The following is a 20960-nucleotide window of genomic DNA, read 5'->3' on the forward strand; positions in this document are numbered from 1 at the left end:
TTTGCCGCGCAGCACGCCGATTGATGACGTGATGTTTGCAAGTACCAAACCCCAGTAAATTTGCTGGGGTATTTTTTGCCCAAAATTCCTTCAGCGCCCTTTATCGTCGTGCCCGCGAGGCTGAATTCAGTCGCTGCTGGCGCTGAGAGAAGAATTCCGCTTTCCATCATCCGTCGGTTCCTGCTATTTAGGGTAAACCGTTTACGACATTGACGTCCGAGGTGCACACCATGCGATGCGTTCTGCTGTCCGCTGTGATTACGTTATTCTCCTTTCCCACCGCCTGGGCCGCAGCCTCATGTCAGCCATACAGTAAAGCGGTGACCAACAGCAATAACTGGATCCTGCTGGGCGGCAGTGCCAAAGGTCAGGTGCGTCAGGTGATCGCCGGCGAGTTTGGTAAAGACGTCAACTCACAGAAACGGGTACTGGGGCAGTTTGATCGCTGTGGCGATCTGCTGGTGGCGGACATCAGCTATGACAAAAATGAGCGTAACGTCATCCTGAGCATGGAACAGCACCTGGTTCGGGTTCAGGACGGCTGGGTTGCGGAATATGCCTATCTGGTTAAAGTCATCAAGCAGGGCAGTGAAGTGGTGGTCGATAACCGTCAGGGCACCATTCAGTGGCAGAAGGGCAAAAACGGCAACATCATCAGCGCATCGGATAAATTTATCAGCATGGGTAAAGACGGGTTTACGGATACGACTTACCGTTATGATAAACGTTTCCACTTACTAAAAAGTATTGCGCGAGGTACCGATCCCGTCAGCAACGGGGAATACCGTTATGAGTGGAATCCACAAGGCCTGGTCACCCGTTCGACCTCTGCCCGCCGCAAAGATACCTACACCTATGATAACCAGTGGCGGGAACGGCGCCTGAATGGCACCGCAACGACAGACGTCAGCACATTGCGCACCGTGGATGAATGCCAGTTCTGGGATGAGAAGGGCAACTGCACGCTGAGTTATCTGAATGAAACGGAAGTGTTCGAGAAAGGGACGATTCAACGCCACCTCAGCGCAGTCTATAAATACCAGTACTGGGATAAACCCGCTGAGGTGACGGAATAGCCGTTATTTTACCGTTTGACTGAACGCATCCAGCCCCAGCAGCGCATGGGCAATTTGCTCCGGTGCCAGGTTGGGGTTAAGGTTTTTCAGCGTATCGCCTTCACTGTTTGCCAGTGCGCCTATTTTCACCAGATTTTCCCAGCTTTCGCCCTCCAGATGCATCTCTTTCAGGGTGGTGGGCATCTTGATCGAGCGATAGAAACGGATGTAGCGTGCGATCTCCTCGTCCGGACGCTGCTCCAGCACCATCTGGGTTAAGGTACCGTAGGCCACTTTCTCGCCGTGGGTGAGATGATGGATATCGCCTTCAATAGCAGTAAAACCATTGTGAATGGCGTGCGCAGCTGCCAGGCCGGCATTTTCGAATCCCAGGCCCGACAGCAAGGTATTCGCTTCCACCACCGCTTCCACCGCCGGCGTCACGCGTTTTTCCGAAACGGCAACATAGGCACTGTAACCCCAGGTCAGCAGGGTTTCCTCACAGGCACGGGCGATGGCCAGCCCGGCAATGGTCGGATCGCCATTGACCATCGATTTGGCATGGCTGCGGGCTACCGCCTGGGCTTCCACCCAGGTTGCGAGGCCATCCGCAATGCCCGAGGCAAACAGGCGGGCAGGCGCAGCGGCACAGACGGCGGTATCCACCAGCACCAGATCGGGGTTCTTATTGTAGAAGCGGTAGCTCTCAAACACGCCGCTGTCAGAATAGATAACGGAGAGTGCGCTACAGGGCGCATCGGTAGAGGCAATCGTGGGAACGATCACCACCGGTTGTTGGATCTCATCAGCCACTGCCTTAACGGTATCCAGCGTTTTACCGCCGCCCAGCCCGATGACCACGTTGCAGTTCTGCTGTTGCGCCTGCTGGCTCAACCGGGTGATTTCATTACTGGACGCCTCGCCGTTGAACTGCTGGCGCACCACGTTCACGCCCGCCTTTGTGAGCGTGGCCTGAGCCCGTTCACCGATCAGTCCCCAGACGACATCGTCCGCGACCACAAAAGCCTGAGTACCCAGTTCGGTGACGTAGCTCCCCAGTTCATCGAGTACGCCTGCACCTTGCACATATTTGCGCGGTGACGAGAAAATAAATTTCATAAACGTTGCTCCTGATTGCATAAATCATGGCCGTGACCGGCCCGTTGATAAAGCCCTTAAAAGGGTAGCAGCTAATGGGGTTTTGCTGGCTGTACAGACAAAAAACCGCTTGTTATTGTGAGCGGATGTTTACCGGGGATACGCTTATGACGGCTTCGTTGCTCTCTTTCCTACTGGCTATTATTATTTTGACCCTGACGCCGGGCTTTGATACGGCGTTGATCCTGCGATCGGCCGCCGCACAGGGCTGGCAGCGTGCCAGTGCCACGGCGCTGGGCGTGGCAACCGGCTGTTTGCTCTGGGGCATTGCGGTAGGGCTGGGATTAGGCGCGCTGCTGCTGGCGTCGGAGATGGCTTATAACCTGCTGAAGTGGGCTGGCGCCGCTTACCTCCTCTATCTGGGCATTAGGCTGCTGTGGCATCCGCGCGCCCAAAGCGTGTCAATGCATGCCGAGGCCGCGGCTCAGCAACGTCATCTTGCCTGCTTCACGCGTGGATTATTGGGGAATCTGCTGAATCCCAAGGTGGGCGTTTTCTATGTGACTTTTTTGCCACAGTTCATTCCGCAGGGCGCCTCTATCCCGATCTGGTGCAGCCTGATGGCGTTGACGCACATGCTGGTGGGGTTGGCCTGGAGCACGGTGCTGATCGGCAGCAGCCACTATTTTGCTGAGCAGTTAAAACGGCCACGAATAGTCAAAATCATGGACCGTTTAACGGGCTGCGTCTTTATTGGTTTTGCGGCGAAACTGGCGCTGTCTCGCCGCTGAGGGTCAGGGTTTGGTGGCAACCAGAACGGCGCGCAGCGGTGCGGGATAACCTTCAACGGTTTTGCTGCTGTCGTCAGGATCCAGAAACTCGGCCAGTGATTCACTGGTCATCCAACTGGTACGACGTTGCTCTTCCGTCGAGGTCAGGGCAAAGTCGACAATGCGCACGTTAACAAAGCCACACTTCTCCAGCCAGCTTTTCAGCGCCTCGGCAGAGGGAATAAAATAGACGTTGCGCATCTGCGCATAGCGTTCGCCCGGCACCAGCACCTGGTTCACATCGCCTTCGATCACCAGCGTTTCCAGTACCAGCTCGCCGCCGCTGACCAGCTGATTTTTTAGCTGAAGGAGGTGGTCAAGGGGGGAACGGCGATGATACAGCACGCCCATCGAAAAGACCGTGTCGAACGCCTGGAGCGCCGGCAGTTGTTCAATGCCCAGCGGCAGTAAATGGGCGCGACGGTCATCATTCAACAGCTTACGCACGGCTTCGAACTGGCATAAAAACAGCTGCATGGGATCGATACCGACAACCAGATGCGCACCCGCACCGATCATCCGCCACATGTGATAGCCGCTGCCGCAGCCGACATCCAGCACGGTTCGTCCGGCCAGCGAGGAAATATGAGGCAGCACGCGCTCCCATTTCCAGTCAGAACGCCATTCGGTGTTAATCTCCGTTCCGTACAGGGAATAAGGGCCTTTGCGCCACGGCATCAAATTGCGTAGTAGTTTCTCAATGCCCTGACGATGACGATCGCTGATGTCATCCCGATCGGCGCTTACGCTGTTCAGCAGGTCCAGCCGCTGGGGTTCCAGCAGCGGTAAGTATTCCAGCGACTTGTACCAGTCACGGAAGTGCCCGTGCAGATTCTCCCGCTGCCAGTCGCTAATCTGTGCAGGCAGCACGTCAAGCCATTTTGCCAGGGGGCCAACGGCGATTTGCTGATAAAAACGGCCAAAGTCGATCATTTTAATGCCACCAACGAACCAAAATTAAAGCACTGAAACCATAATTCAGCGTGCGAAAAGCCCGCCTGCTTAAGACGAGCCTTATGCGCTTCCACACTGTCGGTCAGCATGACGTTTTCCAGCATGCTGCGCTTCTGGCTAATCTCCAGTTCGCTGTAGCCGTTGGCGCGCTTAAAGTCATGATGCATGTTAAACAGCAGTTCGCCGACGTCACGATCTTCAAAGCTGAACTTCTCCGAGAGAACCAGGGCTCCGCCGGGATTCAGCCCCTGCCAGATTTTACTGAGCAGCGTAAGACGGGCAGGCGGCTCAAGAAACTGCAGGGTGAAATTGAGCACCACCAGAGAGGCATTCTCAATCTCAATGTCACAGATGTCCGCTTCCACCACGGTAACCGGCGTGTCGGCGCGAAAGGCATTGATATGGCGGCGGCAGCGTTCGACCATGGCCGGAGAGTTGTCTACGGCGATAATCTGGCAGCCTGGCACGTGAATATTACGACGCACCGAAAGTGTGGCGGCACCGAGTGAGCAGCCCAGGTCAAACACCTGGCTGTTGGGCTGGACGAAGCGTTCTGCCAGCATGCCAATCATCGAAATGATATTGGAATAGCCGGGCACCGAGCGCTGAATCATGTCGGGAAACACTTCAGCGACACGTTCGTCAAAGGTCCAGTCGCCCAGTTTTTCAATGGGCGCAGAAAAGAGTTGATCGCGATCAGACATATCGAAAATCCGAAGAGACGGCGGAAAGGGCGCTATTCTGGCAGAAACTGCCGCGGCCTGCACCCTTTAAGCCGCAACATTAATGCAGGCTGAGCACCAGTTGCCAGGGGAGATAGATGAGGTTAAAAATCACCATTCCACTCAGGCCAAACAAGGTCAGCATCATACCGTATTTGCGTCCACTCATCACGTCTTTACGCAGGCCATAAGCATGCAAAAAACGGCCAACAAAAAACACGATGCCCGTCAGGTGAACCATCCAGACATCCGCCCCGTTCATCTCAAGCGTGATCAGCAGCAACAGCGCCAGGGGAATGGTTTCAACGGCATTGCCATGAATGCGGATGGCCCTGTTCAGGTCGTGATGACCGCCATCCCCAAAAGCAACATGATGTTGACGCCGAAAGCGGACGACATTGAGGGTGAACTTCATTATCAGTAACGCACCGATAACCACATATAACGCGCTAATCATCATTGTTTCCTTTTTTATTCATATCACCAGAGGGGGCGAGGCTGCCCATCGCTATCAGAATAGCGAATCCTGTTGCGGCCAGTCAGGTCCGGGACCGATGCTGGCATCAATTTTTTGTAATGCCGGCCAGAGCGCCTGCACCAGCGGAAACACCTGTCCCATATCGGGCGTGTGGATAAACACCAGAGGGTCACTTTGCGTGTGCCATTCGGCCAGCTTGGCCAGCCAGATTTGAAACAGTGGCAGGCTTTCTTCCAGGTTGTCGCTGCCGACAAAACGGATCATGGGGCGCGACCCGGTTAACAGTGCATGCGGCGGAACGCGAGGCTTTTGCTGGCGGGCGTGAAGTGCCGCCGGGCTTTGCGAGGTTGAGGCATGAACCGGACGGCTGTCCAGCACCACACGATTGACGCCGCGCTGCAGCAGGCCGCGATTCAGCGCGCGCTCAGCCTCGCCTTTGGCAAAAAAGGCGGCATGGCGGACTTCGACGCCGTAGGAGAAATGGGTGGGCAGGCTGTCCAGAAAGCGCCAGAGATCGTTCAGTTGCGCAGGGGAAAAGCTGGCGGGCAGCTGTAGCCAGTACTGACCCATGCGGTCGGCGAGCGGTGCCATCAGGCGAAAAAAATCCGTTACTAAGTCGTCGGTATTTTGCAGGGCGGCCTGATGGCTGATGCTGCTGGGAAATTTAAAACAGAAACGAAACTGGTCATGGGTCATATCCCGCCAGCGCAGGACCGTTTCCGCATCAGGCAGCGCATACAATGTGGTATTGCCTTCCACCGTGCCGAAATAACGCGCATAGTCAGCCAGGGTTTCGATTCCCCATCGCTTCCAGTGCGCGTGATGCCATTGTGGCAAACCAATACGAAGTGTCACGCCTGATTCCCGCCTTTGAGTGTGATGGTAATTATCCTGTAACGCAGTATATTGACGCAAACAGGTGAAAAGCGAACAGGAAATGCCGCGCTTTAACGTGGCTCCACTTATCCTGTTTGCCTTTTTCCATTATAATAGCGGCCTTTTTTGCGACAGCACCCCACAAGGTGACGCGGCCTGGTGCTGTCAGCTGCAGCGGCGAAGTTAAAAGGATAGTGTTATGCGTACAGAGTATTGTGGACAGCTCAATCTGTCTCATGTAGGTCAGCAAGTCACGCTTTGCGGCTGGGTCAACCGTCGTCGCGATCTGGGAAGCCTGATTTTTATCGATATGCGTGACCGTGAAGGCATCGCACAGGTTTTTTTCGATGCCGATCATCAAGACGCTTTCCAACTGGCATCTGAACTACGTAACGAATTCTGTATCCAGATTACCGGCACCGTGCGTGCCCGTGACGAAAAAAACAGAAACAGCGACATGGCTACGGGGGACGTAGAAGTCTTTGCCCACGCGCTGAACATCATCAATCGTGCTGAACCGCTGCCTCTGGATTCTAACCAGACCAACAGCGAAGAAGCACGTCTGAAGTACCGTTATCTGGATCTGCGTCGTCCTGAAATGGTTGAGCGCTTAAAGACTCGCGCTAAGATCACCAGTTTTGTCCGTCGTTTTATGGATGACGCCGGCTTCCTGGATATCGAAACGCCGATGCTGACGAAAGCCACCCCGGAAGGCGCGCGCGATTACCTGGTGCCGAGCCGCGTGCACAAAGGCAAATTTTATGCGCTGCCTCAGTCACCGCAGCTGTTTAAACAGTTGCTCATGATGTCGGGTTTCGATCGCTATTATCAGATTGTTAAATGTTTCCGTGATGAAGACCTACGCGCAGACCGTCAGCCCGAATTTACGCAGATCGATGTGGAAACTTCCTTCCTGACCGCACCTCAGGTGCGTGAAATTATGGAGCGCATGATTCGCGAACTCTGGCAGAGCGTGAAGGGCGTGGATCTGGGTGAGTTTCCGCAGATGACCTTTGCCGAAGCCATGCATCGCTACGGCTCAGACAAACCCGACCTGCGTAATCCCATGGAGCTGGTGGACGTGGGCGACCTGCTGAAAACCGTTGAGTTTCAGGTGTTTTCTGGCCCGGCTAACGACGAGAAAGGCCGTGTTGCCGCGCTGCGTGTTCCCGGCGGCGCGCAGCTGAGCCGTAAGCAGATTGATGAATACGGCAAATTTGTTGAGATTTACGGTGCCAAAGGCCTGGCCTGGATGAAGGTAAACGAACGTGCGAAGGGCTTGGAGGGCGTACAGAGCCCGGTGGCGAAATTCCTTAATGCCGATATCGTTGAAACCCTTCTCAGCCGCACGAGCGCGCAGGATGGGGATATCATCTTCTTTGGTGCCGACCGTGCCAAAGTGGTGGCCGATGCGCTGGGCGCACTGCGCCTGAAAGTGGGACGTGACCTGCAAATCACCGACGACAAAGCCTGGGCGCCGCTGTGGGTTGTCGACTTCCCGATGTTTGAAGAAGATGACGAAGGTGGGCTGGCTGCCATGCACCATCCGTTTACGGCACCGAAAGAGATGAGTGCGGAACAGCTGGCAGCCGATCCGACCCAGGCCGTAGCGAATGCTTACGACATGGTGATCAACGGTTATGAAGTCGGCGGCGGATCTGTGCGTATCCACAACGGTAACATGCAGCAGACCGTGTTTAGCATTCTGGGCATTGAAGAGCATGAACAGCGTGAGAAGTTCGGCTTCCTGCTGGATGCACTGAAGTACGGCACGCCGCCGCATGCAGGCCTGGCATTTGGTCTGGATCGCCTGACGATGCTGTTAACCGGTACCGACAATATTCGTGACGTTATCGCGTTCCCGAAAACCACGGCAGCGGCCTGCATGATGACGGAAGCACCAAGCGAAGCGAATCCGGCGTCACTGCTTGAGTTAGGCATTCAGGTCGTCAAGAAAGACAAGCTTGAGAATAAGTAATGCCGTATAAACATCCGGTTTCTGTGTTAGTGGTGATTGTGGCGCAGGACAGTGGCCGGGTGTTAATGCTGCAGCGCCGTGACGACCCGGATTTCTGGCAATCGGTCACCGGCAGCCTGGAAGCGGATGAGTGTCCGCTGCAGGCGGCCGAGCGAGAAGTCGGTGAGGAGCTGGGGATTGATGTAAAGGCCGAGCAGCTAACGATTGAAGACTGTCAGCGTGAAATCGACTTTGAGATTTTCCCGCACTATCGTCATCGTTATGCGCCGGGCACGACGCACAACCGTGAACACTGGTTCAGGCTGGCCTTGCCTACAGAGCGTGATCTGTTGCTCACCGAGCATCTTGCCGCGCGCTGGCTCGATCCCGCCGCCGCCGCTGCCCTCACGAAATCCTGGAGTAATCGCCAGGCGATTGAAGAATTTATCTGAATGCTCGCCGCTGCGCGTTTTTCCCGTGGCGAAGGCATTAGGTTTTATGAATCGGGTGGGTTTTTAATGAACGCACCGAACAATATCGACAGTCAGGCGTAATCGGCGCCGCGAGGGTGTCCACCGCCAGCGCACCGCAACGGATCGTACTTCTGTACGTGGGAATTGCGGGCACGGCCGCAGGACACGTTCGCACGTAAGATAGCCTGCACCCAGTAAAAGATCGGAGAAAATGCAACATGGCTGGACACAGTAAATGGGCGAATACCAAGCACCGTAAGGCCGCTCAGGACGCCAAGCGCGGTAAAATCTTTACGAAGATCATTCGTGAGCTGGTCACGGCTGCCAAACTGGGCGGCGGCGATCCGGGCTCCAACCCGCGCCTGCGTGCGGCAATGGATAAAGCGCTGTCTAATAACATGACGCGCGATACCATGAACCGTGCCATTGCACGCGGCGTAGGTGGCGAAGATGACTCCAATATGGAAACCATCATTTATGAAGGTTACGGTCCGGGCGGATCGGCCATCATGATTGAGTGCCTGAGCGACAACCGCAACCGTACCGTGGGCGAAGTGCGTCACGCCTTCACCAAAACGGGCGGCAACCTGGGTACCGATGGCTCCGTCGCCTATCTGTTCAGCAAAAAAGGCGTAATCTCCTTCGCACCCGGTCATGACGAAGATGCGGTGATGGAAGCGGCGCTGGAAGCGGGCGCAGAAGACGTGGTCGGTTACGATGACGGCGCGATTGACGTGTTTACCGCATGGGAAGAGATGGGCACGGTGCGCGATGCGCTGGAAGCGGCGGGCTTTAAAGCCGACTCCGCGGAAGTGGCCATGATCCCCTCGACCAAAGCCGAAATGGATGCGGAAACCGCGCCTAAACTGCTGCGCCTGATCGATATGCTGGAAGACTGTGACGACGTGCAGGAGGTTTACCATAACGGCGAAATCTCCGACGAGGTGGCGGAAACGCTTTAATGCTGTACCGCTGCACGCTCAGGCTGGAGACGCGTCATGTCGATTATTTTAGGGATTGACCCTGGCTCACGCGTGACCGGTTATGGGGTGATTCGTCAGACTGGCCGCCAGCTCACTTATCTGGGCAGCGGCTGTATTCGTACCAACACAACAGAGTTACCTGCGCGTCTGAAGCTGATCTATGCCGGAGTATGCGAAATCATTACGCAGTTCTCGCCGGATTTTTTTGCTATCGAGCAGGTGTTTATGGCGAAGAATGCCGATTCTGCCCTGAAACTGGGGCAGGCGCGGGGGGCCGCGATTGTGGCGGCGGTTAACCATGATCTGCCGGTGTTTGAATATGCCGCGCGCCAGGTCAAGCAAACGGTCGTTGGCACCGGTGGCGCAGAAAAAAGTCAGGTGCAACACATGGTGAAATCGCTGCTGAAACTGGCGGCGAATCCCCAGGCCGATGCCGCCGATGCGCTGGCTATCGCCATCACGCACTGTCACGTGGCCCAAAACGCGGCGCGCATGAGTGACAGCAAGCTGGTGCTGACCCGCGGCCGGTTGCGTCAGAGTTAACAACCCTTACGTCGTCATCGCTATCAGGCTGGATATTCATCCAGCCTTTTTTATGGTATAAATTCCGCCACATACTTTGGATAAGGAAGGCTTCAGGTGATTGGTCGTTTACGGGGCATTATTCTGGAAAAGCAGCCACCGCTGGTGCTGCTGGAGGCGCACGGTGTCGGCTATGAAGTCCATATGCCAATGACCTGTTTTTATGAGCTGCCCGATCTTAATCACGAGGCGGTGATCTTTACTCAGTTTGTGGTGCGCGAAGATGCACAGTTGCTGTTTGGCTTTAACAGCAAGCAGGAACGTGCACTGTTCCGTGAGTTGATTAAAGTCAATGGCGTTGGGCCTAAGCTGGCGCTGGCCATTCTGTCGGGCATGTCGGCACAGCAGTTTGTGACGGCGGTTGAAAAGGAAGAGATTGCCGCGCTGGTTAAACTGCCGGGCGTGGGCAAGAAAACCGCTGAACGTCTGGTGGTGGAAATGAAAGACCGCTTTAAAGGCATGCATGGCGATCTGTTTGGCGGCGATTCGGCCTTTACGCTGACCACGCCGGGCCCGGAGCCAGAGACCAACGATGCAGAATCGGAAGCGGTTGCAGCGCTGGTGTCGCTGGGGTATAAACCGCAGGAAGCGAGCCGCATGATCAGCAAAGTTGGCCGTCCTGACGCGGATTGCGAAACGTTGATCCGTGAAGCGCTCCGCGCCGCTATTTGAGGTAATTCATGATTGAAGCCGATCGCCTGATCTCCGCTGCCAGCATTAACGAAGAAGAGGGCCTCGACCGCGCCATTCGTCCTAAGATGCTGACCGAATATGTGGGCCAGCCGCAGGTGCGTGAGCAGATGGAAATTTTCATCAAGGCGGCACAACTGCGTGGTGATGCGCTGGATCATTTATTGATTTTTGGCCCTCCCGGGCTGGGCAAAACGACGCTGGCCAACATTGTGGCCAACGAGATGGGCGTTAATCTGCGCACGACCTCCGGCCCGGTGCTGGAAAAAGCGGGCGATCTGGCCGCGATGCTGACCAACCTCGAACCTCATGATGTGCTGTTCATTGATGAAATCCATCGTCTTTCACCGGTCGTGGAAGAGGTACTTTATCCGGCTATGGAAGACTATCAGCTGGATATTATGATTGGTGAAGGCCCGGCTGCGCGTTCCATCAAACTGGATCTGCCGCCCTTTACGCTGATTGGCGCCACCACGCGGGCAGGCTCGCTGACGTCACCCCTGCGCGATCGCTTCGGCATCGTGCAGCGTCTGGAGTTTTATCAGGTAAAAGATTTACAGCACATTGTGGGACGCAGCGCCGCCTGCCTTGGTCTGGCACTCAGTGAAGAAGCCGCCCTGGAAATCGCCCGCCGGTCACGCGGAACGCCACGTATTGCCAATCGCCTGTTACGTCGGGTAAGGGATTTTGCTGAGGTGCGCGCGAACGGTGTACTGAGTGGTGATGTCTCGGTGACGGCGCTGGATATGCTGAACGTGGACAGCGAAGGCTTCGATTATATGGATCGAAAACTGTTGCTGGCCATTATCGATAAATTCACCGGTGGGCCGGTCGGGCTGGACAACCTGGCGGCAGCGATTGGCGAAGAGCGGGAAACCATCGAAGACGTGATTGAGCCGTTTTTAATTCAGCAGGGCTTTATTCAGCGCACGCCGCGCGGCCGGATGGCCACGCAGCATGCCTATCGCCACTTTGGTATCACCAAAGAAGCCTGATCACAGCGCCGGTTTGCGCACCATGCTGAAGAGAAAAAGGATGGCGGCGCACAGCACGACGGAAGGGCCGGCGGGCGTGTCATAAAACGCCGAGAAGGTTAAGCCGCCGGTCACGGCAATCACGCCAATCAGTACGGCCACTGCCGCCATCATTTCGGGTGAACGCGCAAAGCGCCTGGCGGTGGCAGCCGGAATGATCAGCAGCGATGTGATGATCAGCGCACCAACAAACTTCATCGCCACACCAATCGTCAGTGCGGTTACCAGCATCAGCATCAGCCGGGTGCGTTGAATATTCACGCCGTCAACCTGTGCCAGTTCAGGGCTGATTGTCATCGACAGCAGTGCGCGCCACTGCCAGGCCATAACGGCCAGCACGAATATCACACCTGCAGCCATGGCCCAGAGATCGCTGGGCGTTACCGCCAGCAAATCGCCAAACAGGTAGGCCATCAAATCTACCCGGACGTTCGACATCAGGCTCACCACGACCAGTCCGAGCGAAAGCGCACTGTGCGCCATGATGCCCAGCAGCGTATCTATCGCCAGATGCGGGCGACGCTCAAGCCAGACCAGACCCAGTGCCAGACAGACCGTGACCAGGATCACGGCATAGTAAGGGTTGACGTTGAGCAGCAAACCAAAGGCGACGCCGAGCAGTGAGGCATGCGCCAGCGTGTCGCCGAAATACGACATCTTGCGCCAGACGACAAAAGAGCCCAGGGGGCCCGCCGCCAGCGCCAGCATCACGCCGCCCAGCCAGCCCGGAAGCAGTAATTCAATCATGATGGACCCGGTCCTTTGCGTAATACGATACGTCCCTGAAGGTCGTGACGGTGATTATGGTGATGACGATAGATAGCCAGTTCCTGCGCACCGCGCGGGCCGAACATGGCAATGAATTCGGGATGCTGCGACACCGCCTCAGGCGTACCTGAACAGCAAATGTGATGGTTAAGGCACAGCACCTCATCCGTTTTCGCCATGACTAAATGCAAATCATGGGAAACCATGAGCACGGCGCAGTTCAGCTCGTGTCGCAGTTGATTGATCAAATCGTAAAGCGCGACCTGCCCGTTGACATCCACACCCTGCGTCGGTTCATCAAGCACCAGCAACTGAGGCTGATTGAGCAAGGCGCGAGCCAGTAACACGCGCTGCGTTTCGCCGCCCGACAGTTTCTGCAACGGCGAGGTCAACAGGTGACCCGCCTGGACGCGTTTCAGGGCAGGCAAAATATCCTGATTGCGCGCACCGCGCGACAGGCGCATAAAACGTTCGACCGTGACCGGCAGCGTGGGATCGATATGCAGCTTCTGTGGCACGTAGCCGATGCGTGAGCCCGCACTGCGACTGACCCGACCGGAGGAGGGCGCAAGGAGGCCAAGCACCACCCGGACCAGCGTCGATTTGCCCGCGCCGTTAGGACCGAGCAGGGTTAAAATTTTACCAGGATGAAGTTCCAGACTCACGCCAGATAAGACCTGACGTTGATCAAAACTGATGGATACGTTTTCAAGTGTGACAAGTGATGGCATAAGATTTACAGGTTGCACAGAATTTCGAATGTTATAATATCACATCTAATCTGTTGATGACGAAGGAATGACGCATTATGTTACATAATAAAAAAGGGGGCTTTTTGACCCTGACGGCGATGGCTTTCGCCACCTCTGCTGCCTTGCCCGCTCACGCCGATATTGTGGCCTCCATTAAGCCCGTTGGGTTTATCGCCTCGGCCATTGCTGACGGCGTCACACCCGTGGAGGTTTTGCTGCCGGATGGCGCATCCGAACACGATTATGCCCTGCGCCCCTCTGATGTAAAACGCTTACAAAACGCGGACTTAGTTGTTTGGGTTGGCCCTGAAATGGAAGCCTTCATGACAAAATCTGCGGCGTCTCTGCCGGAAAAAAAGAATCTTGAGATCGTGCAAATTTCCGGCGTAAAACCCTTGCTACTGCGTGGAGGTGAAGACGATGATCATCACGACCATGATGACGCAGAGCACGATCATGATGAAGCGCATCATCACCATCATGGTGAGTTTAATATGCACTTGTGGATGTCACCAGAGATAGCGAAAAAAACCGCGGTTGCAATCCACGGAAAATTATTGGAACTTATGCCGCAGGATAAAGCCAAACTTGACGCCAACCTGCAGCATTTTGAGGCAGAATTAGCGGACACAGATAAGCGCATTATCTCACAGCTTGCCCCCGTTAAAGATAAAGGGTATTTCGTTTTTCACGACGCTTACACGTACTTTGAAAAACACTACGGTCTCTCGCCCACCGGGCATTTCACCGTTAACCCTGAGATTCAGCCGGGTGCACAGCGCTTACATCAAATTCGAACACAGTTGGTTGAGAAAAAGGCCGTTTGCGTCTTTGCTGAGCCACAATTCAGGCCGGCGGTCATCGATGCTGTTGCCCGTGGAACCCAGGTGCGTAAAGGCACGCTTGATCCGCTGGGTACAGACATCAGCTTAGGAAAAGACAGCTATGTGAAATTCCTCTCACAGCTGTCGAGCCAGTATGAGACCTGCCTGAAAGGAGCATAGAGGAATAGTTCAACGTGCAGCAGATAGCCCGCTCTGTCGCCCTCGCATTTAATAATTTGCCGCGCCCCCACCGCGTTATGCTGGGATCGTTAACCGTAGTGACTCTGGCCGTCGCCGTCTGGCGGCCTTACGTCTACCATCCCAGTAATGATGTGACGCCCATCGTCAAAACCATCGAACTGGACAAAAACGAATTTCGTACTCTGCTTCCCGAAGCCAGTGAACCCATCGACCAAAGTACTCCAGAGCCGGATGAAGAACTCCCTGCAGATGATGTCGATCAGGACGTCGCCGACAGTGCCGGCACGCATGAATACACGGTTTCTTCTGGCGATACCCTGAGCAGTGCACTTAATCAGTACGGCATTGATATGGGGGACATTAACGCCCTGGTCTCCAGCGATCGCGATCTGCGTAATTTGCAGGTCGGGCAGCAGCTCAGCTGGACATTAAACGATGACGGCGCGCTGAACACCTTTAGCTGGGAAATTTCGCGTCGTGAAACCCGCACCTATACGCGCACGGATAGCGGCGGCTTCAAAATGCAGTCGCAGATGCAGCAGGGCGAATGGCGCAACAGCGTGATGCAGGGTGAGATACACGGCAGCTTTGCCGCCAGTGCCCGTCGGGCCGGTTTAACCAGTGGCGAAGCCAGCAGCGTGATCAAAGCGATGCAGTGGCAGATGGATTTCCGTAAGCTGCGGGCAGGCGATAAGTTTAGCGTGCTGATGTCACGTGAAATGATGGACGGCAAGAGCGCACAAAGCCAGTTGCTGGGGGTGCGTTTGCGCAGTGGCGGTAAAGATTATTACGCCTTCCGTGCTGATGACGGCAAGTTCTATGACCGCAGCGGCGCAGGACTGGCGCGCGGCTTTATGCGCTTCCCCACCGTCAAACAGTATCGGGTGTCCTCTAACTTTAATCCCCGCCGCCTTAATCCTGTGACGGGTCGCATTGCGCCGCACAAAGGCGTTGATTTCGCCTTACCGATCGGTACGCCTGTACTGGCGGTCGGTGATGGTGAGGTCGTGGTGGCGAAAAACGGCGGCGCCGCCGGAAACTATGTGGCTATCCGGCATGGTCGTCAGTACATGACGCGCTACATGCACCTGAAGAAAGTGTTGGTGAAACCCGGTGAAAAAGTGAAGCGTGGCGACCGCATTGCGCTGTCAGGCAACACAGGCCGTTCTACTGGCCCGCACCTGCACTTTGAGATCTGGATTAATAACCAGGCGGTCAATCCCTTAACGGCTAAGCTACCGCGTATGGAAGGCCTGACCGGTAAAGAACGGACGCAGTACCTTACCCAGGTGAAAGGCTGGCTACCTCAGCTAGGGCTGAAGTAAGTTTTTCGCTAAAATCGACGGCATTGCCGTCGATTTTTTTATCTCTGGCGCAGGATGATTGCAAATTTACTCGTCGCCACTATCATTAGCCCGTCATTGATTGAGGCGAGTGCATGGAAACCCGTAAAAAAAATAACAGCGAATTTATTCCCGTTTTTGAACGATCTTTTTTAAAGCCTAAATACTGGGGCAGTTGGTTGGGTATTGGTGCACTGGCAGGCATCGCCCTGATGCCTGCCACCGTGCGCGATCCGCTTCTGGGGCGGCTGGGCAAAATGGCCGGAAAGCTGGCGAAAGGCGCGCGTCGTCGTGCGCTGATTAATCTCTATTATTGCCTGCCTGAATTAAGCGAATCTCAACGCGATGCGATCGTTGATCAGATGTTTGCCACTGCGCCACAGGCGATGGCCATGATGGCTGAGTTGGGGATGCGCGATCCGGCACAAATTCGTCAGCGCGTTGAGTGGCACGGTCGGGAAATTATTGACCAGTTGCAGGCCGAAAAGCAGAACGTTATTTTTCTGGTACCGCATGGCTGGGCTGTCGATATTCCTGCTATGCTGCTGGCCTCAGAGGGCCAAAAGATGGCAGCCATGTTCCACAATCAGAGCGATCCGCTGGTGGACTATGTCTGGAACCGTGTCCGTCGCCGCTTTGGTGGCCGTATGCATGCGCGCAATGATGGCATCAAGCCGTTTATCAGTTCGGTTCGTCAGGGCTACTGGGGCTATTATCTGCCTGACCAGGATCACGGTCCGGAGCACAGCGAGTTTGTCGATTTCTTTGCGACCTATAAAGCCACTTTGCCCGCGGTGGGGCGACTAATGAAAGTCTGCCGTGCCCGCGTTGTACCACTGTTTCCGGTCTATAACGGTGAAAGTCACAAACTGGAAATTTATGTTCGCCCTCCCATGGACGACTTACTTGACGCGGATGACCGCCAACTGGCGCGCAGGATGAATGAGGAGGTGGAGGTGTTTGTGCGTCCGCATCCGGAACAATATACCTGGATACTCAAGCTGCTGAAAACTCGCAAAGAAGGTGATATCGAACCTTACTCGCGCGACGAGCTTTATCCACGTAAATAATCATCAGGCCGCATTGCGGCCTGAAAGCTTCAGAGAGGCGTTACTTTGGCGTGACGTTTACGTTCACGCAGGAACATCAGCACCAGCCCAAACCACATCACGCCGCTGATAAAGTTGATCAGGCTAAACCAGATGACCCCGCCGTTGAAATAGAAGTGCTTCGCTAACTCAATGCCGATAGCCAGGGTCAGAATACTGACCATGCCCAGCATGGCCGCCACGCTGCCTTTTCCTTCATCACTGGCATACAGTGTCAGACGATAAAGTCCTGCATTGACCATGCCGCCGCCAAAGGCATACAAACTTAGTCCCGCCGTGATAAAGAGATAGCTGTGCGCGTCAATCAGGGTAGCTGACAGGGCAAGGCTCAGGCCCAGCAGTATCGGCCATGCCGCAAACTTTACTGGCTGCTCTATCGGCATGCGGCCTACCACCTTACTCAGCGTCACATTGCCCGCAATCATCGCCAGAAAAACCGGAAGCTGGAGCAGGGCATACTGCATGCGGGAAAGGCCCTCATCGCGCATTAAAATCACGGGTGACAAGGCAACCCAGGTCAGAATGGGAATGAATACCAGCCCGATAGCAAAGGAGCCATACATCACCTGGCGATCTTTCAAAAGACGGCCGTAATTACGTGCGAGCACGGGCAGCGCAACAGACTGAGTGCGATCGCCTGCGGTTTCAGGCATCACCCGCCATAAAACGAGAAAAGCCACGGCGCTGCAGGCGGCAAATAGCCAAAACATACTGCGCCAGCTGCCTACGGTTAGCCAGGCTGCACCCGCCAGGGGTCCGGCGAGCGGGGCGAGCAGGGCCACATTCGCCATGAGCGCCATAATCCGCACCGCTAAGGCTTCTTCAAACGCTTCCTGAATGGCGGCATAGCCCACCGCGCCGATGAAGCACAGACTGATGCCCTGCACAAAACGCAGGCTGACAAACTGCTGAATATCACTTACCCAGGTTGTGAGAATGCAGGCGGACGCAAAAAAGAGAATGCCGAATAGCAACACGGGCCTGCGGCCATATTTATCCGACAGCGGGCCGAGTAACCACTGGAGCACGACGCCGCCCAGTAAGTAGGCCGTCAGAGAGGTTGATACCCATTCTGCGCCAACGTTGAATTCGGCGGTGACCAGTAACATGCCGGGTTGGATCATGTCGTGCGCAATATAGGTTGCAAACTCGTAGAGCACCATAGCCAGTGGGAACAGCATTATGCGCCCCGTAAGCTGGCTGATGGGTTGATAACGGGCCATCTGGCCTCCTTGTGGAAAAACAAAAACGCGACTGCAGGGCAGTCGCGTTTCCAATGGTAATACAGGTGATGGGAAAAAGGCGGAATTAATCGACGCGCAGCACACGACCTGTGTTGGTTGTTCCGGTTGCGCCCATCACGTCACCCTGGGTGACCACGACAAGGTCACCCGACAGCAGAAAGCCTTTATCACGCAGCAGATTAACCGCGTCGTGCGCGTTTGCTACGCCCTCATTATTGCTGTCAAAGAAAACCGGCGTTACGCCACGGAACAGCGCCGTAATGTTCAGCGTGCGCTCGTGGCGCGACATGGCAAAAATCGGCAGGCCAGAGGTGATGCGCGAGGTCATCAACGGCGTACGGCCTGATTCCGTCATCGTAATAATGGCGGTCACCCCCTGCAGATGGTTGGCCGTGTACATGGCTGACATCGCGATGGCTTCTTCGATGTTGTCAAACTGCACGTCAAGGCGGTGTTTAGAGACGTTCACGCTGGGGATTTTTTCTGCACCCAGACACACTTTTGCCATCGCCGCGACCGTTTCAGCCGGGTACTGGCCTGCGGCGGTTTCAGCAGAGAGCATCACGGCATCGGTGCCGTCCAGCACGGCGTTGGCAACGTCCATGACTTCAGCGCGGGTGGGCATTGGATTGGTAATCATGGATTCCATCATCTGGGTTGCCGTGATGATGGTACGGTTAAGCTGACGGGCGCGGCGGATAAGCGCCTTCTGAATACCCACCAGTTCCGGATCGCCGATTTCAACGCCAAGATCGCCACGGGCCACCATGACCACGTCTGAGGCCAGAATGATGTCGTCCATCGCCTCCTGCGAGGCAACGGCTTCAGCACGTTCTACCTTCGCCACCATCAGCGCATCACAGCCTGCGTCGCGCGCCAGACGGCGCGCATAGTGCATGTCTTCACCACAGCGCGGGAAAGAAACGGCCAGGTAATCCACATTGATTTTGGCTGCGGTGATGATGTCTGCTTTGTCTTTTTCGGTCAGGGCTTCGGCTGATAACCCGCCGCCCAGTTTGTTGATCCCTTTATTGTTGGAGAGCGGGCCGCCTACCGTAACTTCAGTAAAGACTTTTACGCCCTGAACTTCCAGCACCTTTAACTGTACGCGACCATCATCCAGCAACAGAATATCGCCAGGCATCACGTCTTCAGGCAGACCTTTATAGTCGATGCCCACGCGTTCTTTGTCGCCTTCGCCTTTACCCATCGCCGCGTCCAGCAGGAAACGATCGCCGACGTTCAGGAACACTTTGCCTTCTTTGAAGGTCGAGACACGGATCTTAGGGCCTTGCAAATCGCCCAGAATGGCAACATGACGACCCAGTTTTGCGGCAATCTGACGGACTTTATCAGCACGCAACTGATGATCTTCAGCCGTGCCGTGAGAAAAGTTAAGACGCACGACGTTGGCGCCAGCTGCAATGATTTTTTCGAGGTTGTTGTCGCGGTCAGTGGCTGGGCCGAGGGTAGTTACGATTTTGGTTCTTCTGAAACGTCGAGACATAGGGATTCCTTTGGAGTTTGGAACTGAGCTGAATCGTTACATTTTAAGGTGTTAGCCCATCAGATACTGCTTACCACACAGAGGTATTATTATACATTCGAGTGTGTCAGAACTGTGGCACTGCGCCATAACCCTGTCGAGAAAGGGCGATTTTGTTAGATACAATACTGAGACTCATCAAGGAAGTCATCCCCCTCACGGCATTAGCGAAAGCTTAATTGACCAGGCGCATATGATGTCACTTTTCCGATCGCTTTTACGCGGTATCGGGAAAATGAACCCAGGGCGCAGAGATCAGACGCTATCGTTATCGGCAATGGCGGGTTTGTCGTAACGAGATGACTTTAGCGCCTCTTTTACCCGCTTCAGGTTCTGCCTGAAAGCGGGCCCCCGTTCCAGGGTAAAACCGGTCGCCAGCAGGTCGATCACGGTGAGTTGAGCCAGCCTGGACACCATCGGCAGATAGATATCGGTATCCTCGGGCACATCGACGAGCAGCGCCAGCGAGGCTTCATGGGCAAGTGGCGATCCGGCTGAGGTAATGGCGATAACGGTCGAGCCGTTGGCCTTTGCCATCTGCGCTAGCTCAACCATGTTGCGGGTACGGCCGGTATGAGAGATCAAAACAAACACCTCGTTGTCGCGGCTGTTGATACAGCTCATTCGCTGCATCACCACATCATCTGACCAGATAACCGGCAGGTTGAAGCGTAAAAACTTGTTGAAGGCGTCGTGTGCCACCACAGCGGAGGCACCTAAACCAAAAAAAGTGATTTTATCGGTATGCGTCAGATAGCTCACGGCCTGCTGCAGCGCGGCAAGATCGAGATGCTCCCGCACCCGCTGAAGCCCGGCCAGGGCAGAATCGAATATTTTCTCACTGTAACGCTCAACGCTGTCATCTTCCTGCACGTCCCGACTGAGCCAGTTAGGGGACTTGACCAGCGCCTGAGCAAGTTGAAGCTTGAAGTCGGGAAAACCCGCCGTGCCAAGATGGCGGCAAAACCGGTTGACGGTGGGCTCACTCACTTCCGCCGCCCGTGCCAGCGTAGCAATACTGGAATGTATCGCCTGCTCCGGAGAAGCAAGGATATGTTGTGCCACTTTACGCTCTGACTTACTGAGCGCACTCATCTGCACCCGAATTTTATCCAACATAGTCCTGACCTGATAAGCGTGGAATATCTGTTAATATGAATAATTACTGTTGTTACAGGAAATTAACGGAGAATATACCCCGCCTGACCGAGGTGGGCGCAAGGTCTGATAAGTCTGCGGCCCTTTTTTTTGCGATAATCAGGCCCGTACTGGATTTTAGCCAGACAATATTTGACACAGAAAAATAACTGAAAGCGCACGTGTCAACATACCCCAGACGCTAATTGGGTGCAGAGTTAGCGTCGTGACGCCGCAGGCTGGTTTACCTGGCCTGGGGAAAAAAGTACATTGTGCTGAAAGAAAATGACAACTTGGACCCGGT

The 20960-nt window shown here is 55.1% G+C and carries 21 protein-coding genes; 11 read left to right on the forward strand and 10 right to left on the reverse strand.

The genetic code is table 11. The features are described from left to right. Positions 1-230 precede the first annotated feature (230 nt). A complete protein-coding gene (locus PAGR_RS09665; protein ID WP_014605666.1) occupies positions 231-1076 on the forward strand; it encodes a hypothetical protein in 846 nt (281 codons plus the stop codon). Positions 1077-1079: 3 nt separating this feature from the next. Here PAGR_RS09665 and PAGR_RS09670 read toward each other — a convergent pair whose 3' ends face one another. Beyond that, a complete protein-coding gene (locus PAGR_RS09670) occupies positions 1080-2174 on the reverse strand; it encodes a glycerol dehydrogenase (protein WP_014605667.1) in 1095 nt (364 codons plus the stop codon). A 146-nt stretch (positions 2175-2320) separates the two neighbouring features. Here PAGR_RS09670 and PAGR_RS09675 point away from each other — a divergent pair, with 146 nt between their 5' ends. Continuing rightward, on the forward strand, positions 2321-2944 hold the full coding sequence (locus tag PAGR_RS09675) for a LysE family translocator (RefSeq protein WP_033775260.1): 624 nt from the start codon (positions 2321-2323) through the stop codon (positions 2942-2944). A gap of 3 nt (positions 2945-2947) precedes the next feature. On the opposite strand, the gene cmoB is transcribed toward PAGR_RS09675, so the two are convergent. The 4 genes from cmoB to PAGR_RS09695 all read right to left on the reverse strand — a co-directional run bounded on the left by cmoB (position 2948) and on the right by PAGR_RS09695 (position 5992). Beyond that, a complete protein-coding gene (gene cmoB, locus PAGR_RS09680; protein ID WP_014593894.1) occupies positions 2948-3916 on the reverse strand; it encodes a tRNA 5-methoxyuridine(34)/uridine 5-oxyacetic acid(34) synthase CmoB in 969 nt (322 codons plus the stop codon). Next, positions 3913-4641: a carboxy-S-adenosyl-L-methionine synthase CmoA gene (gene cmoA / locus PAGR_RS09685; RefSeq protein WP_014605669.1), complete on the reverse strand. Its 729-nt coding sequence runs from the start codon at positions 4639-4641 to the stop codon at positions 3913-3915. The genes cmoB and cmoA overlap by 4 nt, the downstream gene beginning before the upstream one ends. Positions 4642-4720: 79 nt before the next feature. Continuing rightward, on the reverse strand, positions 4721-5116 hold the full coding sequence (locus tag PAGR_RS09690; RefSeq protein WP_014605670.1) for an MAPEG family protein: 396 nt from the start codon (positions 5114-5116) through the stop codon (positions 4721-4723). Between the two features lie 54 nt (positions 5117-5170). Beyond that, on the reverse strand, positions 5171-5992 hold the full coding sequence (locus PAGR_RS09695; protein ID WP_014605671.1) for a DUF72 domain-containing protein: 822 nt from the start codon (positions 5990-5992) through the stop codon (positions 5171-5173). Positions 5993-6212: 220 nt separating this feature from the next. Here PAGR_RS09695 and aspS point away from each other — a divergent pair, with 220 nt between their 5' ends. The 6 genes from aspS to ruvB all read left to right on the forward strand — a co-directional run bounded on the left by aspS (position 6213) and on the right by ruvB (position 11693). Continuing rightward, positions 6213-7991 (forward strand): aspartate--tRNA ligase, encoded by a 1779-nt coding sequence (gene aspS / locus PAGR_RS09700; RefSeq protein ID WP_014605672.1) that lies wholly within the window; start codon positions 6213-6215, stop codon positions 7989-7991. Beyond that, the gene (gene nudB, locus PAGR_RS09705; RefSeq protein WP_013026082.1) at positions 7991-8422 is read left to right on the forward strand and encodes a dihydroneopterin triphosphate diphosphatase; all 432 of its coding nucleotides are present in this window, start codon (positions 7991-7993) and stop codon (positions 8420-8422) included. The genes aspS and nudB overlap by 1 nt, the downstream gene beginning before the upstream one ends. 239 nt (positions 8423-8661) lie before the next feature. Beyond that, complete coding sequence (locus PAGR_RS09710) at positions 8662-9405, forward strand: YebC/PmpR family DNA-binding transcriptional regulator (RefSeq protein WP_013026080.1); 744 nt, start codon at positions 8662-8664, stop codon at positions 9403-9405. Between the two features lie 36 nt (positions 9406-9441). Continuing rightward, entirely contained in the window at positions 9442-9969 is a 528-nt protein-coding gene (gene ruvC / locus PAGR_RS09715; protein WP_013026079.1) for a crossover junction endodeoxyribonuclease RuvC, read from the forward strand. Between the two features lie 96 nt (positions 9970-10065). Further along, positions 10066-10680: a Holliday junction branch migration protein RuvA gene (gene ruvA, locus PAGR_RS09720; protein WP_013026078.1), complete on the forward strand. Its 615-nt coding sequence runs from the start codon at positions 10066-10068 to the stop codon at positions 10678-10680. An 8-nt stretch (positions 10681-10688) separates the two neighbouring features. Further along, complete coding sequence (ruvB, locus tag PAGR_RS09725; RefSeq protein WP_013026077.1) at positions 10689-11693, forward strand: Holliday junction branch migration DNA helicase RuvB; 1005 nt, start codon at positions 10689-10691, stop codon at positions 11691-11693. Here ruvB and znuB read toward each other — a convergent pair whose 3' ends face one another. Next, positions 11694-12479 (reverse strand): zinc ABC transporter permease subunit ZnuB, encoded by a 786-nt coding sequence (gene znuB / locus PAGR_RS09730; RefSeq protein WP_014593886.1) that lies wholly within the window; start codon positions 12477-12479, stop codon positions 11694-11696. It abuts the gene before it with no gap. Next, on the reverse strand, positions 12476-13231 hold the full coding sequence (gene znuC / locus PAGR_RS09735) for a zinc ABC transporter ATP-binding protein ZnuC (protein ID WP_014605673.1): 756 nt from the start codon (positions 13229-13231) through the stop codon (positions 12476-12478). Before znuC ends, znuB begins: the two co-directional genes overlap by 4 nt. Before the next feature lie 77 nt (positions 13232-13308). Between znuC and znuA the strand changes: the two genes are divergently transcribed. The 3 genes from znuA (at position 13309) to lpxM (ending at position 16690) form a co-directional block, all read left to right on the forward strand. Next, positions 13309-14256: a zinc ABC transporter substrate-binding protein ZnuA gene (gene znuA / locus PAGR_RS09740; RefSeq protein WP_013026074.1), complete on the forward strand. Its 948-nt coding sequence runs from the start codon at positions 13309-13311 to the stop codon at positions 14254-14256. A gap of 14 nt (positions 14257-14270) precedes the next feature. Further along, positions 14271-15602 (forward strand): murein DD-endopeptidase MepM, encoded by a 1332-nt coding sequence (gene mepM, locus PAGR_RS09745; RefSeq protein WP_013026073.1) that lies wholly within the window; start codon positions 14271-14273, stop codon positions 15600-15602. 113 nt (positions 15603-15715) lie between these two features. Continuing rightward, positions 15716-16690 (forward strand): lauroyl-Kdo(2)-lipid IV(A) myristoyltransferase, encoded by a 975-nt coding sequence (gene lpxM, locus PAGR_RS09750; RefSeq protein ID WP_014605674.1) that lies wholly within the window; start codon positions 15716-15718, stop codon positions 16688-16690. A 29-nt stretch (positions 16691-16719) separates the two neighbouring features. On the opposite strand, the gene PAGR_RS09755 is transcribed toward lpxM, so the two are convergent. The 3 genes from PAGR_RS09755 to PAGR_RS09765 all read right to left on the reverse strand — a co-directional run bounded on the left by PAGR_RS09755 (position 16720) and on the right by PAGR_RS09765 (position 20638). After that, positions 16720-17952 (reverse strand): MFS transporter, encoded by a 1233-nt coding sequence (locus tag PAGR_RS09755; RefSeq protein ID WP_014593881.1) that lies wholly within the window; start codon positions 17950-17952, stop codon positions 16720-16722. An 85-nt stretch (positions 17953-18037) separates the two neighbouring features. Further along, positions 18038-19480 (reverse strand): pyruvate kinase, encoded by a 1443-nt coding sequence (gene pyk, locus PAGR_RS09760; RefSeq protein ID WP_014605675.1) that lies wholly within the window; start codon positions 19478-19480, stop codon positions 18038-18040. A 294-nt stretch (positions 19481-19774) separates the two neighbouring features. Continuing rightward, positions 19775-20638, reverse strand: a complete 864-nt coding sequence (locus PAGR_RS09765; RefSeq protein ID WP_014605676.1) for a MurR/RpiR family transcriptional regulator — start codon at positions 20636-20638, stop codon at positions 19775-19777. Positions 20639-20960: the final 322 nt, after the last annotated feature.

Source organism: Pantoea ananatis PA13 (genome assembly GCF_000233595.1).
GTDB classification, from domain to species: Bacteria; Pseudomonadota; Gammaproteobacteria; order Enterobacterales; family Enterobacteriaceae; genus Pantoea; species Pantoea ananatis.

Coding starts and splice junctions, on each gene's coding strand:
- ruvC (WP_013026079.1), top strand. CDS start 9,442: ATGTCGATTATTTTAGGGATTGACCCTGGCTCACGCGTGACCGGTTAT.
- cmoA (WP_014605669.1), bottom strand. CDS start 4,641: ATGTCTGATCGCGATCAACTCTTTTCTGCGCCCATTGAAAAACTGGGC.
- PAGR_RS09710 (WP_013026080.1), top strand. CDS start 8,662: ATGGCTGGACACAGTAAATGGGCGAATACCAAGCACCGTAAGGCCGCT.
- nudB (WP_013026082.1), top strand. CDS start 7,991: ATGCCGTATAAACATCCGGTTTCTGTGTTAGTGGTGATTGTGGCGCAG.
- PAGR_RS09755 (WP_014593881.1), bottom strand. CDS start 17,952: ATGGCCCGTTATCAACCCATCAGCCAGCTTACGGGGCGCATAATGCTG.
- znuC (WP_014605673.1), bottom strand. CDS start 13,231: ATGCCATCACTTGTCACACTTGAAAACGTATCCATCAGTTTTGATCAA.
- PAGR_RS09765 (WP_014605676.1), bottom strand. CDS start 20,638: ATGTTGGATAAAATTCGGGTGCAGATGAGTGCGCTCAGTAAGTCAGAG.
- PAGR_RS09675 (WP_033775260.1), top strand. CDS start 2,321: ATGACGGCTTCGTTGCTCTCTTTCCTACTGGCTATTATTATTTTGACC.
- PAGR_RS09665 (WP_014605666.1), top strand. CDS start 231: ATGCGATGCGTTCTGCTGTCCGCTGTGATTACGTTATTCTCCTTTCCC.
- lpxM (WP_014605674.1), top strand. CDS start 15,716: ATGGAAACCCGTAAAAAAAATAACAGCGAATTTATTCCCGTTTTTGAA.
- PAGR_RS09670 (WP_014605667.1), bottom strand. CDS start 2,174: ATGAAATTTATTTTCTCGTCACCGCGCAAATATGTGCAAGGTGCAGGC.
- znuA (WP_013026074.1), top strand. CDS start 13,309: ATGTTACATAATAAAAAAGGGGGCTTTTTGACCCTGACGGCGATGGCT.
- znuB (WP_014593886.1), bottom strand. CDS start 12,479: ATGATTGAATTACTGCTTCCGGGCTGGCTGGGCGGCGTGATGCTGGCG.
- aspS (WP_014605672.1), top strand. CDS start 6,213: ATGCGTACAGAGTATTGTGGACAGCTCAATCTGTCTCATGTAGGTCAG.
- ruvB (WP_013026077.1), top strand. CDS start 10,689: ATGATTGAAGCCGATCGCCTGATCTCCGCTGCCAGCATTAACGAAGAA.
- cmoB (WP_014593894.1), bottom strand. CDS start 3,916: ATGATCGACTTTGGCCGTTTTTATCAGCAAATCGCCGTTGGCCCCCTG.
- pyk (WP_014605675.1), bottom strand. CDS start 19,480: ATGTCTCGACGTTTCAGAAGAACCAAAATCGTAACTACCCTCGGCCCA.
- PAGR_RS09690 (WP_014605670.1), bottom strand. CDS start 5,116: ATGATTAGCGCGTTATATGTGGTTATCGGTGCGTTACTGATAATGAAG.